General features: G+C 65.0%; 13 protein-coding genes and 1 tRNA gene. 1 reads left to right on the top strand and 13 read right to left on the bottom strand.

Features of this window, described 5'->3' with window-relative positions; translation table 11 throughout:
- Positions 1 to 6: 6 nt before the first annotated feature.
- The 3 genes from ACQY8B_RS08260 to ACQY8B_RS08250 all read right to left on the bottom strand — a co-directional run bounded on the left by ACQY8B_RS08260 (position 7) and on the right by ACQY8B_RS08250 (position 2,322).
- Positions 7 to 729, bottom strand: coding sequence for a phage holin family protein (locus tag ACQY8B_RS08260; RefSeq protein ID WP_422086258.1), 723 nt, complete (start codon positions 727 to 729; stop codon positions 7 to 9).
- Between the two features lie 51 nt (positions 730 to 780).
- Positions 781 to 1,077, bottom strand: a complete 297-nt coding sequence (locus ACQY8B_RS08255) for a glycine zipper domain-containing protein (RefSeq protein WP_422086257.1) — start codon at positions 1,075 to 1,077, stop codon at positions 781 to 783.
- A 123-nt stretch (positions 1,078 to 1,200) separates the two neighbouring features.
- Positions 1,201 to 2,322, bottom strand: a complete 1,122-nt coding sequence (locus tag ACQY8B_RS08250; protein WP_422086256.1) for an NAD(P)/FAD-dependent oxidoreductase — start codon at positions 2,320 to 2,322, stop codon at positions 1,201 to 1,203.
- A gap of 398 nt (positions 2,323 to 2,720) precedes the next feature.
- Between ACQY8B_RS08250 and ACQY8B_RS08245 the strand changes: the two genes are divergently transcribed.
- Complete coding sequence (locus ACQY8B_RS08245; RefSeq protein ID WP_422086255.1) at positions 2,721 to 3,107, top strand: hypothetical protein; 387 nt, start codon at positions 2,721 to 2,723, stop codon at positions 3,105 to 3,107.
- Between the two features lie 60 nt (positions 3,108 to 3,167).
- On the opposite strand, the gene ACQY8B_RS08240 is transcribed toward ACQY8B_RS08245, so the two are convergent.
- The 10 genes from ACQY8B_RS08240 to uvrB all read right to left on the bottom strand — a co-directional run bounded on the left by ACQY8B_RS08240 (position 3,168) and on the right by uvrB (position 11,916).
- Positions 3,168 to 3,242: transfer RNA gene (locus tag ACQY8B_RS08240), tRNA-Val, on the bottom strand.
- A gap of 59 nt (positions 3,243 to 3,301) precedes the next feature.
- Complete coding sequence (gene dnaQ, locus ACQY8B_RS08235) at positions 3,302 to 4,024, bottom strand: DNA polymerase III subunit epsilon (RefSeq protein WP_422086254.1); 723 nt, start codon at positions 4,022 to 4,024, stop codon at positions 3,302 to 3,304.
- Entirely contained in the window at positions 4,024 to 4,362 is a 339-nt protein-coding gene (gene fdx / locus ACQY8B_RS08230) for an ISC system 2Fe-2S type ferredoxin (protein ID WP_093176617.1), read from the bottom strand. Before fdx ends, dnaQ begins: the two co-directional genes overlap by 1 nt.
- 9 nt (positions 4,363 to 4,371) lie before the next feature.
- Positions 4,372 to 6,237: a Fe-S protein assembly chaperone HscA gene (gene hscA / locus ACQY8B_RS08225; protein WP_422086253.1), complete on the bottom strand. Its 1,866-nt coding sequence runs from the start codon at positions 6,235 to 6,237 to the stop codon at positions 4,372 to 4,374.
- 93 nt (positions 6,238 to 6,330) lie between these two features.
- A complete protein-coding gene (gene hscB / locus ACQY8B_RS08220) occupies positions 6,331 to 6,849 on the bottom strand; it encodes a Fe-S protein assembly co-chaperone HscB (protein ID WP_422086252.1) in 519 nt (172 codons plus the stop codon).
- A 63-nt stretch (positions 6,850 to 6,912) separates the two neighbouring features.
- A complete protein-coding gene (iscA, locus tag ACQY8B_RS08215) occupies positions 6,913 to 7,236 on the bottom strand; it encodes an iron-sulfur cluster assembly protein IscA (RefSeq protein WP_081268993.1) in 324 nt (107 codons plus the stop codon).
- Between the two features lies 1 nt (position 7,237).
- Positions 7,238 to 7,657 carry a Fe-S cluster assembly scaffold IscU gene (iscU, locus tag ACQY8B_RS08210; protein WP_081268994.1) on the bottom strand — a complete coding sequence of 140 codons (420 nt, stop codon included), beginning with the start codon at positions 7,655 to 7,657 and terminating at the stop codon, positions 7,238 to 7,240.
- A gap of 50 nt (positions 7,658 to 7,707) precedes the next feature.
- Complete coding sequence (locus tag ACQY8B_RS08205; protein WP_422086251.1) at positions 7,708 to 8,928, bottom strand: IscS subfamily cysteine desulfurase; 1,221 nt, start codon at positions 8,926 to 8,928, stop codon at positions 7,708 to 7,710.
- A gap of 100 nt (positions 8,929 to 9,028) precedes the next feature.
- Positions 9,029 to 9,565 carry a Fe-S cluster assembly transcriptional regulator IscR gene (iscR, locus tag ACQY8B_RS08200; RefSeq protein WP_007828186.1) on the bottom strand — a complete coding sequence of 179 codons (537 nt, stop codon included), beginning with the start codon at positions 9,563 to 9,565 and terminating at the stop codon, positions 9,029 to 9,031.
- A 242-nt stretch (positions 9,566 to 9,807) separates the two neighbouring features.
- Entirely contained in the window at positions 9,808 to 11,916 is a 2,109-nt protein-coding gene (uvrB, locus tag ACQY8B_RS08195; RefSeq protein WP_422086250.1) for an excinuclease ABC subunit UvrB, read from the bottom strand.
- Positions 11,917 to 11,934 lie beyond the last annotated feature (18 nt).

Below are 11,934 nucleotides of genomic sequence, written 5' to 3'. Positions count from 1 at the left end.
CTTTTTTCAGCGCATGCGCCAGAGTACTGGCGCAATGAACGCGGCCCAGCGCAGCAGGCGCCTCGGCCGGATCACCACCACGGCAGCCGCAGCGACGACGCCGGCGGCCACGGGGTGCGCCCGCGCGATGCGCAATGCAGCAGCGGCAGCGGACTCGTCGGGCGGAGGCGTTTGCTCGCCCTCGGCTGCGTCGTGCGCGAACTGCGGCTCGTGTCCGCCCTGCAGCGTCGCGATGCGCTGGCGCTGGCGGTCCATGCGCGCCAGCAATTCCTCGCGCGTGGCGGGTCTCGGGGGACGGGGTTCGTCTTCGTGCTGGTCCGGGTCCTTGCCGAAGCCGAAGCGGTCCTGCACCCAGGCCCAGTCGCGCTCGAACTCGTGGCGCGCCGGCGCGAAGCCGTTGGACGCATTGCGCAGGGTCTGCAGCAGGCCGATGGCAGCCACCAGCCACAGCACGATCCACACGCCCGCCACCGACCAGGCGGCCGTGATGCGGTAGGGCGTCTCCCAGAAATGAACCACCACCGCCACGGATACCAGCGCCACGGTGACGGTGGTCAGCCCCAGCACGGCCAGCCCGAAGACCAGCATCAGCTTCAGGCGCTGCTTCTCGTCCTCCCAGGCCATGCGCAGCAGTTGCACCCGGTCCTCGGCCGCCAGGGCGCCTTCGGCGGCGGCGATGCGCAGCCGCCGAACGCGAGCGTCCAGGCCGAACAGGGACAGCAGCCTCATGGGCCACCTCCTGTCATGCCAGGGTGAACGATGCTGCGGTGCGAGTGCCGGTCAGCGGCGGCCAAGCAGCAGGCCCACCAGCACGCCGACGGCCAGTGCCGCACCGGCGATCTGCCATGGTTCGTCGTGAGCGTAGGCGTTGGCGGAGGTGGCTGCTTCGCGGGCCTTCTTGGCGGCGAGCTTGCTTTTCTCGGATGCGAGCTCGCGCGCAATGGCGAGCTTGGTGTCGACGCGCTGGCGCAGCGCCTTGATGTGGGGAACCGAATCCAGGTCCTTGCTCGCCAGCACGCCGCGCACGTCGCTCGCGATGTCTTCGGCTGCTGCTTCAAGATTTTGGGATGCACTCATTGGAATCTTTCCTCCGTGATGACACCGGCACCGCGCCGGCGGCTTCACGCCAGCAAATGGCGTACTGTCATGTTACAGGCACAAAAGCCCCTCATGCGCGACAGATGTGCGGACTTGTGCCCTTCATTCACTCACTCGGCCTTCCGTACCCGCCACCAGGCGGGCAACATGCGCCCCGATCGCCAGGCTGCTCGTGAGCCCCGGTGACTCGATGCCGAACAGATTGACCAGCCCCTCCACACCGTGCGACGCCGGCCCGTCGATCACGAAGTCCGCGGCCGGCTCGCCGGGCCCCGAGATCTTGGGCCGCATGCCTGCATAGCCTGGAATCAGCGCGCCGTCGGGCAACGCAGGCCAGTACTTGCGCACCTCGGCATAGAAGCCGTCGCCGCGCGCGGGGTCCACCACGAGGTCGTCGGCCGAGGAGACCCACTGCACGTCGGGGCCGAACTTGGCCTGTCCGCCAAGGTCGATCGTCAGGTGCACGCCCAGGCCGCCCGGCTCGGGAACCGGATAGACGAGCCGCCCGAAAGGCGCCCGCCCCGACAGAGTGAAGTAGTTGCCCTTGGCGAAATGCTCGCGTGGCACCGCCGCAGCCGGCAGCCCCTCGAAGCGGCGGGCCAGCGCCGGAGCGCCCAGCCCGGCGGCGTTGACCACCGTTCGGCAACGCAACGCCGTACCGTCCTGCGCGATCAGCACGATGCCGCCGGCACCGCATTCGGCGCGCGTGACGGGCGATTTCAGCGCGAGCATGCCGCCCGCGTTCTCCAGGTCGCCGAGCAGGCTCAGCATCAGCGCATGGCTGTCGACGATGCCGGTGCTCGGCGAATGCAGCGCCGCAACGCATTGCAGCTGCGGTTCCATGGCCTTGGCCTGCTGTTCGGTGAGCAGCTCCAGGTCGTCGACACCGTTGGCCGCCGCCTTGGCCCGGATCGCATCGAGCTGCCCCGCCTGCTCGGGCGAAGTGGCAACGATCAGCTTGCCGCAGCGCCGATGCGGCACGCCACGCGCCTCGGCATATGCGTAGAGCGTATGCTTGCCTTCGACGCAAAGCCGCGCCTTCAGTGAACCTTGCGGATAGTAAATGCCCGCGTGAATCACCTCGCTGTTCCGCGAACTCGTGCCGGTGCCGATGGCACCTTCGGATTCGAGCACCAGCACCTCCCGGCCGTCGAGCGCCAACGCGCGCGCCACGGCCAGGCCCACCACTCCACCGCCTATGACGGCGCAATCAATTTCATCCATCGTGCGAGCTTATCGCGGCCCGTACGACGGTCGCGCGGACTCAACTCACTGAGGTGGGGGTTCTGGGTCCATGGGTTCGTCTGGCGGTGTGCTCGGGCCTTGGTCGGGCTCTACGGGCAGGTCCGGCGTGACGGGGGTCGGAAGATCGGGATGAGTGGCCATGGTCTTGCTCCTTTCACACCATTTCCAGGCCGGCGCCGTCAAATGCGCGCCAGCACGCGACTGCACTTGCCGTCGGCGCCAACCGACAGTTCACTCGTCTTCCGTCAAATCGCGTTGCCACTGCGGCTTTGTCATCCGCGATCGACGTGCTTTACTTCGAAAGCGTTGACGGAGCGGCAATGAGCGCCGCGTCATTCTGGAGGGAGAGAAATGTCCACCATCGACGGCAAGAGCTTATGGAAGTGAGACTCCGCGTTCTTGCGCTGGCGGTTGGCGCAGCGCTCGTCGCTTCGTGCGCGACCCGCGACGCGGCATCGTTCACGAACGTCTATGTCGCCCAATTTCACACCGACGAGCCGGCGGCAGCCTGCCGCACGTCCGATGTGCCGCAGAGCCACGGCAAGGCGCGTGAGTTCTTTTCTCGCGCGAAGGAAGTCGACTACAAGGCCTTGCACGACGACTACGAATTGGCGCCCTGCTACGTCGAAGGCACGCTGACCTGGCAAGGCAGGTCGTGCGACTGGCAGATCCGTGCGGGCGCCACGGGGTCGGTGCAGTGCGGGGAGCAGAAGCTCTACTTCGCATGCGACAGCTGCGACGACCTGTTCGGCGCGAAGCAGTAAAAACAAACCGGACGCGCAAAACAAAAAAGCGACCTGGAAATCCAGGTCGCTTTTTGATGATGGTGGGCGGTGGAGGCTTCGAACCTCCGACCCCAGCAGTGTGAATGCTGTGCTCTACCCCTGAGCTAACCGCCCAAAGCAACGCGTTGTTTGCGTTGCTTTGAATTACGAATCGCGTTCAGCGAAGCCTCAGATTATGCCACAGCTTTTTCGTCGTTTTGACGAAACAGCGTGCGGCCACCAGAAGATTTGTCGAGTTGGGCCAACACGCCCTCGTGCGCCGTGAGCTCATGCTCCGCCGCCAAGATCACCGGCAGCTCGAACTGGCTCAGGTCCATGGCCACGACCTTGGTGCCGACTTCGGGCTCGTTGGAGGCCACGTCGATGAGCAGCGCATCCTGTCCGCGCGTGAGGTTGATGTAGACGTCGGCCAGCAGTTGTGCGTCGAGCTTGGCTCCGTGGAAGGTGCGGTTCGAACGGTCGACACCGAAGCGGTCGCACAGCGCATCCAGCGAATTGCGCTTGCCCGGGTACACCTGCTTGGCCATGGCCAGCGTGTCGGTCACTTCCGCAACGAAGGTGCGCAGCGGAGGGAACCCGGCGCGCTCGAACTCCTTGTTGAGGAAGCCGACGTCGAAGGCCGCGTTGTGAATGATCAGTTCGGCATCGCGCAGGTACTCGATGATGTCGTTGGCCAGCGTGGCGAACTTCGGCTTGTCGCGCAGGAAGTCGGTCGTCAGGCCGTGGACCTTCAACGCGTCTTCGTGGCTCTCTCGCTCAGGGTTGAAATAGATGTGCAGGTCGTTGCCGGTGAGCTTGCGGTTGAACAGCTCCACGCAGCCGAGCTCGATGATGCGGTCGCCGTTCTCTGCGGAGAGGCCGGTGGTTTCGGTATCGAGGACGATCAGTCGCGACATCAGTGGTTTTCCTTGGCGTGGTTGATCGAGTACTTCGGAATCTCGATGGTCACATTCTCCTGCGCCAGGATCGATTGGCAACTCAGCCGCGATTGCGGCTCCAGGCCCCAGGCGCGGTCGAGCAGGTCTTCTTCGCCTTCTTCGGCCTCGTTGAGCGAGTTGAAGCCCTCGCGCACGATCACGTGGCAGGTGGTGCAGGCGCAGCTCATCTCGCAGGCGTGCTCGATGTTGATGTTGTTGTCGAGCAGCGCTTCGCAGATCGAGGTGCCGGCGGGCGCGGTGATTTCGGCGCCTTGCGGGCAGTACTCGGGATGCGGATAGATCTTGATCGTGGGCATGTTGTTGTTCTAGAGAGATTCGACCTTGCGGCCGGCAAGTGCGCGCGCAATGCCCGCGTTCATGCGCTGTGCGGCAAAGGCCTCGGTGTCGTCGGCCAGCTTCTTGGTTGCGGCCTCGATGGCAGCGGCATCGTTGCTGCGCTTGACTGCTTCGCGCAGTTGCACCATCGACGCATCGATGACCGCGCGCTCCTCGTCGTTCAGCAGGTCGCCGTCGGCATCGAGCGCGCTCTGCGTGGCGAGCAGCATGCGGTCGGCATCGACGCGTGCCTCGACCAGTGCACGGGCCTGCATGTCCTGTTGTGCGGTGGAGAAGCTCTCCTGCAGCATCGTCGCAATTTGATCGTCCGACAGGCCGTAAGACGGCTTGACCGCCACGCTGGCCTCGACACCACTGCCCTGCTCCTTAGCGCTCACGCTCAGCAGGCCGTCCGCATCGACGGTGAAGGTCACGCGGATGCGCGCGGCGCCAGCGGCCATCGGGGGAATGCCGCGCAGCGTGAACCGCGCGAGGCTGCGGCAGTCGGAGACGAGGTCACGCTCGCCCTGCACCACGTGCAGCGCCAGCGCGGTCTGGCCGTCCTGGTAGGTGGTGAAGTCCTGCGCCATCGCGGTGGGGATGGTCTGGTTGCGCGGCACGATGCGCTCGACCAGGCCACCCATGGTCTCGATACCGAGCGACAGCGGGATCACGTCTAGCAGCAGCAATTCGCCCGCGCCGTTGTTGCCCGCCAGTTGATTCGCCTGGATGGCGGCACCAAGCGCCACGACTTCATCCGGATTCAGGTTGACCAGTGGCTCGCGGCCAAAGAAATCGGCGACGGCGCGGCGGACCTGCGGCATGCGGGTCGAGCCGCCGACGAGCACTATGCCCTGCAGCTCCTCAGGCTTGAGCTTCGCGTCGCGCAATGCCTTGCGGACGGCCGCGATGGTGCGGTCGGTGAGTGGCCGCGTGGCGGCGTAGAACTGCTCGCGCGCCAGATCGAACGAGATGGTCTTGCCGGCGACATCGGCTTTGAATGTGGTCGACGCCAAATCGGTCAGCGCCTCTTTCGCCGCCCGCGCTGCCACGAGCAACGCGGCCTTGTCGGCGTCGCTGCCGGCTTGCAGGCCGGTCTGCGCGAGCACGAAATCGGCGAGCGCGTGGTCGTAGTCGTCGCCGCCGAGGGCCGAGTCGCCACCCGTGGCAATCACTTCGAACACGCCCTGCGTGAGCCGCAGGATCGAGATGTCGAAGGTGCCGCCGCCCAGGTCGTAGACCGCGTAGACGCCTTCGCTCGCGTTATCGAGGCCGTAGGCGATGGCCGCGGCCGTGGGCTCGCTGATCAGGCGAAGCACGTTCAGGCCGGCGAGTTGCGCGGCATCCTTGGTCGCCTGGCGCTGGCCTTCGTCGAAGTACGCGGGCACGGTGATGACGGCACCGTAGAGTTCGTCGTCGTCGAAGGTGTCCTGCGCGCGGTAGCGCAGCGTGGCCAGGATCTCGGCACTGATCTCGACTGGCGACTTCTCGCCCGCCAGGGTCTGCACCTTCACCATGCCGCCGTCGCTGCTGCCGATGCGGTAGGACATCGCATCGCGGTTCGCGATGTCGGCCAGGCCGCGGCCCATGAGCCGCTTCACGGAAGTGATGGTGTTGGCGGGGTCCTGCGCACGCGCGGCCACGGCATCGAAGCCGATCTGGCGGCGGTCGCCCTCCAGGTAGCGCACGGCCGACGGCAGCAGCACGCGCCCCTGGTCGTCGGGCAGGCACTCGGCCACGCCGTTGCGCACCGAGGCCACCAGCGAATGCGTGGTGCCCAGGTCGATGCCCACGGCAATGCGGCGCTGGTGCGGATCGGGCGCCTGGCCGGGTTCGGAAATCTGAAGAAGAGCCATCAGGCCTCCCGCCGGGCCGCCCCAAGGGAGGCCTGCGCCCCCATGGGGGACAGCGAATACACGAAGTGATGAGCGTGGGGGTTCATATCTTCTCTATTGTCCCAACTGATCGAATTTGGCTTCGACGTCCTGTCCGAAGCGCTCAATGAACATGAGGGCTCTCACCTGCTGCGCGGCGGCAGGGTAGTCGCCCTTTTCGTCGATCAGCCAGTCGAGCGACGACAGCGCGCGTGCGCGGCCGGCCTCGACCTCCGCCTGGAGCTTTTCGAGGGAAGCGATGCTTTCGACGTCGTCGAGCGCTTCGCGCCACTCCATCTGCTGCATGAGGAACTCGGGCGGCATCGCCGTGTTGTTCTCCGCATTCAGCGGCGCACCGTGCATCTCGCAGATGTAGCTGGCGCGGCGGATCGGGTCTTTCAGGCGCTGGTAGGCCTCGTTGATGCGCACCGACCACTGCATGGCCACGCGCTGCGCCGCGGCGCCCTGTGCGGCAAAGCGGTCCGGGTGGGCCTCGCGCTGAAGCTCTTTCCAGCGCGCGTCGAGCACGGCGCGGTCCTGCGCAAAAGTCGCCGGGACGGCGAACAGTTGAAAGTCGGTGTCGTTCAGGTTCATGGCAAGAAAAAACCGCCAGCACATGACATGGTGGCGGCTGTAGTCGCAGTCAGCGACGGCGCATCAGATGCGAAAACTTTCCCCACAACCGCAGCGGTCGCGTTCGTTGGGGTTGATGAACTTGAAGCCCTCGTTCAGGCCTTCGCGCACGAAGTCGAGCTGCGTGCCGTCGATATAGGCCAGGCTCTTCGGGTCGACCAGCACCTTCACGCCGTGGTCTTCGAACACCACGTCTTCAGGAGCCAGTTCGTCGACGTACTCGAGCTTGTAGGCAAGGCCGGAACAACCCGTGGTCTTCACGCCCAGCCGCACGCCCACGCCCTTGCCTCGTTTGCCGAGGTAACGGGTGACGTGTCGCGCAGCGGCTTCGGTCAGCGTGACGGCCATGTCAGTGGACAGCTTCGGCAGCAGCGGATTCGGTCTTGACGCCGTGCTTGGCCTTGTAGTCGCTCACGGCGGCCTTGATCGCGTCTTCGGCCAGGATGGAGCAGTGGATCTTCACGGGCGGCAGCGCCAGTTCTTCGGCGATCTGCGCGTTCTTGAGCGCAGCCGCTTCGTCGAGCGTCTTGCCCTTGACCCATTCGGTCACGAGCGACGACGAGGCGATGGCCGAGCCGCAGCCGTAGGTCTTGAAGCGGGCGTCTTCGATCACGCCGGTTTCCGGGTTGACCTTGATCTGCAGCTTCATCACGTCGCCGCAGGCAGGTGCGCCGACCATGCCGGTGCCTACCGAGTCGTCGCCCTTTTCGAAGGAGCCGACGTTGCGGGGATTTTCGTAGTGGTCGATGACCTTGGAAGAATATGCCATGGTGTACCTCTCAAACTTTGTTCAATCGTGGAGCCTCGTGCGGGCCTGCGTCAGTGGGCCGACCACTGGATCGTGCTGATGTCGACGCCGTCCTGGAACATCTCCCACAGGGGGCTCAGCTCGCGCAGCTTGGCAACGTTGTGCTTGATGGTCGAAATGGCGTAGTCGATTTCTTCTTCGGTCGTGAAACGGCCGATGGTCATGCGAAGGCTGCTGTGCGCCAGTTCGTCGCTGCGGCCAAGGGCGCGCAGCACGTAGCTGGGCTCGAGGCTGGCCGAGGTGCAGGCCGAACCCGACGATACCGCCAGGCCCTTGATGCCCATGATCAGCGACTCGCCTTCGACGTAGTTGAAGCTCATGTTCAGGTTGTGCGGCACGCGGTGCTCGAGGTCGCCGTTGATGAACACCTGTTCCACGTCTTTCAGGCCGTCGAGCAGACGCTTCTGCAGGCGGCGCGCGTGTTCGATGTCCTTGTGCATCTCGAGCTTGGCGATGCGGTAGGCCTCGCCCATGCCGACGATCTGGTGCGTGGGCAGCGTGCCCGAACGCATGCCGCGCTCATGGCCACCACCGTGCATCTGCGCTTCGAGGCGGATGCGCGGCTTGCGGCGCACGTACAGCGCGCCGATGCCCTTGGGGCCGTAGGTCTTGTGCGAAGCCAGGCTCATCAGGTCGATGGGCAGCTTCGTGATGTCGATGTCGATCTTGCCGGTGGCCTGGGCCGAGTCGACGTGGAAGATCACGCCCTTTTCGCGGCAGGCATTGCCCAGCGCGACCACGTCCTGGATCACGCCGATTTCGTTGTTCACGAAGAGCACGCTGGCCAGGATGGTGTCGGGGCGAATGGCCGCCTTGAACTTATCGAGGTCGACGAGACCGTTTTCCTCGACGTCGAGGTAGGTCACCTCGAAGCCCTGGCGTTCCAGCTCGCGCATGGTGTCCAGCACGGCCTTGTGCTCGGTCTTCAGCGTGATCAGGTGCTTGCCCTTGCCCTTGTAGAACTGGGCCGCGCCCTTGAGAGCAAGATTGATCGATTCAGTGGCACCCGACGTCCAGACGATTTCGCGAGGATCGGCATTGATCAGTTCGGCCACCTGGCCGCGCGCCTTCTCGACCGCCTCTTCAGCCTCCCAGCCCCAGGCGTGGCTGCGCGATGCCGGGTTGCCGAAGTGTTCGCGCAACCAGGGGATCATGGCGTCGACCACACGCGGGTCGACCGGCGTGGTGGCGCCGTAATCGAGATAGATCGGGAAATGAGGAGTTACGTCCATGGCTGGCTCGTGCTGGCGTGGGGGTTGTTTTTAGATCTGGGCTGCTGCTCGTGCCGGCGCCCGAAGGCGCCGCCGGAAATCAGAAGTCTCGAAAGAGGTCTCAGGACTTCGCGAAGGCGTTGCCGAGGGCGAACACCGAGTTCGGCGCATTCACGCGAATCGGCTTGACCACCGGCTGGGCAGAGATCGCGCGCTTGACGACCGGCTTGTTCTCGATCTGCACGCCCTTGGCGATCTGGTCGTCGACCAGCTTCTGCAGGGTGACGGAGTCGAGAAACTCGACCATGCGCTGGTTGAGCGAGGCCCAGAGCTCGTGCGTCATGCAGCGGCCGGCTTCGCCCAGGCAGTTTTCCTTGCCGCCGCACTGGGTGGCGTCGATGGGTTCATCGACGGAAACAATGATGTCGGCCACGGTGATGTCCGCAGCCTTGCGGCCGAGGCTGTAGCCGCCGCCGGGGCCGCGGGTCGACTCGACCAGTTCGTGACGGCGCAGCTTGCCGAACAGCTGTTCGAGGTAGGACAGCGAAATCTGTTGCCGTTGGCTGATTGCAGCCAGCGTGACCGGACCGGTGTTCTGACGCAACGCCAGATCGATCATTGCCGTGACCGCAAAACGGCCTTTGGTAGTGAGACGCATCGCAAGCTCCTTCAAGTGCTTACCGTTGAAATGACACCGTGGCCCTGGGCCGCGGTGACCTCGTCTCCGCCCTGCCCGACCCCTGACGCTGGTGAACCAGCCGGTAGGAGTCGGTCCTTCATCGCGAAGTTCTTTTCTTGTTGTTGAGTATTTCGCTCAAGTATAACAGAAGCCCCCGGACTCTGCTCGGGTAAACCCCAGCGCCGCCCGCTTGAAGAACGCGAACGTTTGAACTACCGCGGCTAGAGCGCGATGTTGTCCCCGCCGGCAGCCCCGAAAGCCTGCTCCCGCAGCAGCGCCAGCTGGTCCCGCACGCGGGCCGCCTTCTCGAATTCGAGGTTCCGGGCGTGCTCCAGCATCTGCTTCTCGAGGCGCTTGATTTCCCTGGCGATGTCCTTTTCGCTCATGTCCTCGACCTTGGCGCGCTCCAGGTCGAGCTTGGCCATTTCCTTGCCCGTTTTCTCGCTGTAGACCCCGTCTATCAGGTCGCGCACCTGCTTGACGATGCTGCGCGGCGTGATGCCGTTCGCCTCGTTGTGCGCTATCTGCCGGGCCCGGCGGCGCTCGGTCTCGTCGATGGCCTTCCGCATCGAGTCGGTCATCCGGTCGGCGTAAAGAATGGCCTTGCCATTCAGGTTGCGCGCCGCCCGGCCGATGGTCTGGATAAGCGAACGCTCGGCGCGCAGGAAGCCTTCCTTGTCGGCATCGAGGATCGCCACCAGCGACACCTCCGGAATATCCAGCCCCTCGCGCAGCAGGTTGATGCCCACCAGCACGTCGAAGGTGCCCAGGCGCAGGTCGCGCAATATCTCCACCCGCTCGACCGTGTCGACGTCGCTGTGCAGGTAGCGCACCTTCACCCCGTTGTCGCCCAGGTAGTCGGTCAGCTGCTCGGCCATGCGCTTGGTCAGGGTGGTGATGAGCACGCGTTCGTTCTTGTCCACGCGCACGCGAATCTCGCCCAGCACGTCGTCCACCTGGTGAGTGGCAGGCCGCACCTCGACCTCGGGGTCGATCAGGCCGGTCGGCCGCACCAGCTGTTCGACCACGTTGCCGGCATGGTCCTTCTCGTACTGCGCCGGCGTGGCCGACACGAAGATGCACTGGCGCATGCGCGTCTCGAACTCCTCGAGCTTGAGCGGCCGGTTGTCCAGCGCGCTCGGCAGGCGAAAGCCGTACTCGACCAGCGTGGTCTTGCGCGCCCGGTCGCCGTTGTACATGCCGCCGAGCTGGCCGATCATCTGGTGGCTCTCGTCGAGGAACATCAGCGCGTCCTTCGGCAGGTAGTCGGTCAGCGTGGCCGGCGGGTCGCCAGGCGCGGCGCCCGACAGGTGGCGCGTGTAGTTCTCGATGCCCTTGCAGTGGCCGATTTCAGCCAGCATCTCGAGGTCGAAGCGGGTGCGCTGCTCCAGCCGCTGCGCCTCGACCAGCTTGCCCGCACCCACCAGTTCCTTGAGCCGCTCGCTCAATTCGATCTTGATGGTCTCGACCGCCGCCATGACCTTGTCGCGCGGCGTCACGTAGTGGCTTGACGGGTACACCGTGAAGCGCGGCACCTTCTGCCGTACGCGCCCGGTCAGCGGATCGAAGAGCTGCAGCGACTCGATTTCGTCGTCGAACAGCTCGAAACGGATCGCCAGTTCGCTGTGCTCCGCCGGGAACACGTCGATGGTGTCGCCCCGCACACGGAAGGTGCCGCGGGCAAAGTCCTGCTCGTTGCGCAGGTACTGCATGCGGATCAGCCGCGAAATCAGGTCGCGCTGCCCGACCTTGTCGCCGACGCGGGCAATCAGCCGCATCTCCATGTAGTCCTCGGGTGTGCCTATGCCGTAGATGGCGCTCACCGTGGCCACGATGACCGTGTCGCGCCGCTCCAGCACGCTCTTGGTGGCCGACAGCCGCATCTGCTCGATGTGCTCGTTGATCGAGGAGTCCTTCTCGATGAACAGGTCGCGTTGCGGCACATAGGCCTCGGGCTGGTAGTAGTCGTAGTAGCTCACGAAGTACTCGACGGCGTTCTTCGGAAAGAACTCGCGGAACTCGCTGTAGAGCTGCGCCGCCAGCGTCTTGTTGGGCGCGAACACGATGGCCGGGCGGCCCAGCCGCGCGATCACGTTGGCCATGGTGAAGGTCTTGCCCGAACCGGTCACGCCCAGCAGGGTCTGGAACACTTCGCCGTCGATCACGCCCTCGACCAGCCCTTCGATGGCCTTCGGCTGGTCGCCCGCCGGCGGATAGGGCTGGAAAAGCTCGAACGGGGAGTCCGGGTACCTGATGAATTCACCCTGTTTCGCGGGCCCGATCGGGTCCACTTTCTTCAGGTCTGCTATGGCTTCGTTGTTGTCTGGCATGGCTGTTCCCGACAGGTG

The sequence above is a fragment of the Variovorax sp. genome (assembly GCF_965279555.1).
In the GTDB taxonomy this organism is placed as follows: domain Bacteria; phylum Pseudomonadota; class Gammaproteobacteria; order Burkholderiales; family Burkholderiaceae_C; genus Variovorax.
Note: the sequence above shows the minus strand (reverse complement) of the source record. Positions and strands in the feature narration are given on the sequence as shown.